Annotated in this window: 1 protein-coding gene; it reads left to right on the top strand. The window is 36.3% G+C overall.

The features are described 5' to 3' along the window. Window positions 1–307 precede the first annotated feature (307 nt). The gene (locus B5D46_RS11925; RefSeq protein ID WP_143675693.1) at window positions 308–1,714 is read left to right on the top strand and encodes an IS4 family transposase; all 1,407 of its coding nucleotides are present in this window, start codon (window positions 308–310) and stop codon (window positions 1,712–1,714) included. Window positions 1,715–1,727 lie beyond the last annotated feature (13 nt).

Genomic DNA, 1,727 nt, shown 5'->3' with positions numbered 1-1,727 from the left:
CATACCTAGGATCTTAAGAAATTTATTCTAGGATCCTCATAAATTAAAGGATATGCAACTGTTACCAGTTGCGATCCGTTGCTGAATTAGTTCAGCATAAAAAGTTCTTTAAAAATTTGATATATAGATCAATGTGTTAATAAAATATACGGAGCTTTATTCTGATATTTTGCAATTGTTTTATCCGTAAAATTGGATTTTTGTGAAAAGGTTGAAATGTGGTTGATTTGAAAGGAATTAATTGATTTATGGTTTTCTGTTTAATATAATTAATGTGTTCAAAATCAAAGAATTAAACAAGAAAACCATGGAACAATTATCTCTATTTTTATCAACTCTGTCAAACGATTTTCAAACATCTAAAACCAATCTTATTGATATTCTTTCTAAAAAGCATATTGCAAGCCTGTCATACGATACTAAAGCCTGTATAAGAAACCGTAAGTTTTCCTTTGCTGATTATCTGCTTGGTGCTTTAACTATGATGAGTAGTTCAATCAGGGAGTCTGAGTTTACTCTGAATTCTTTTCATATGAACTATAACAGTCATCTTGGTGATGAGTTTAAGATGACTCATAAATGCATTCATAAGCAGCTGGATTCTGAAGAAAGCCTAACTCTGATTAAAGCTTTAGTGGTTCAGGTTATGTCTCTGGTAAGCAAGAGATTAGCAAAGCAGATTAAATCGCATCTAATGGAATCTTTAAAGGATTTACTTTCTCTTTTAAAGGTTAAGGACATTGTTCTTATTGACGGTACAGAACTGGACTTACGTAATTCCTGCGCAGATAACTTTGAGTGCAAAGGAAAAGGCAGAGACCGACTTGACGGTTCCTCCGCGAGACCAGGACTCAAGCTCCATGTTGCATACTCTCTTTGTAAGCAAAGCTTTATCTATGTTGAGGTATCTGAAGCTGTTGGTTCAGAACGAGACAGAGTCTATCAGGAATACCTGCAGGACTGTCTGATTATTGCTGATAGAGGTTACATCGATGAAGCGCTTGAGCAGACTCTGATAAAAGCAGGTGCTCAGTTTCTGATTAAAGGCAGAGCGAATACCAACGGAACCATCATCGATGCTTATGCCGATGACGGTTCAAGAATGAAGCAGTACATTGGTAAAAAGCTTAAAGATATCCCTCACAAGATGAATGTAGATGTAACCATCAGAACATCAAAGGGGAATACTTTAAGGATTATTCGTCGCTACAATCCTAATGGGAAGAACAGAGATAAAATCTCTGTTCTGCGAACAAGTGTCCTTCGCAAGATTGCAGGAGCTAAACAGCTTTACCTTCTGTACAGAATCCGCTGGAACATTGAACTGTTCAACAAAGCAGCAAAGAGTGGCTGTAACCTTAAGAGCATTAACTCAAGTAAGAAGAACATCATTCTGATTTTTATCCTGCTGTCATTACTGGTTTCGCTTATAAAGACTTATTGCGCAGCGAAGACAATGATAAAGCATAAGATTGATGACTTATCCTTACTTAAGGTCCATACATACAATGTCCTATACGAAAAGCTTTTATTTGCCTTTGCATATAGAAACAGATCAACTATATATCAAGTTTTTAAAGAACTTCTCGGTGAGATAGCTCTGTGCTGTAAACGCTCAAAGCCATCTCAGCGAGATCGATTGTTAATTAAAGATCTGCCATTACTTTTGTGGCAGATCGTGAACCAACCAGGCTTTAAAAGAAAAATCTCTTAAGGACCTAGGTATG

The organism is Succinivibrio dextrinosolvens DSM 3072, from assembly GCF_900167015.1.
In the GTDB taxonomy this organism is placed as follows: domain Bacteria; phylum Pseudomonadota; class Gammaproteobacteria; order Enterobacterales; family Succinivibrionaceae; genus Succinivibrio; species Succinivibrio dextrinosolvens.
The sequence above is the reverse complement of the archived record's forward strand: the minus strand, read 5'-3'. Positions and strand labels throughout refer to the sequence as shown.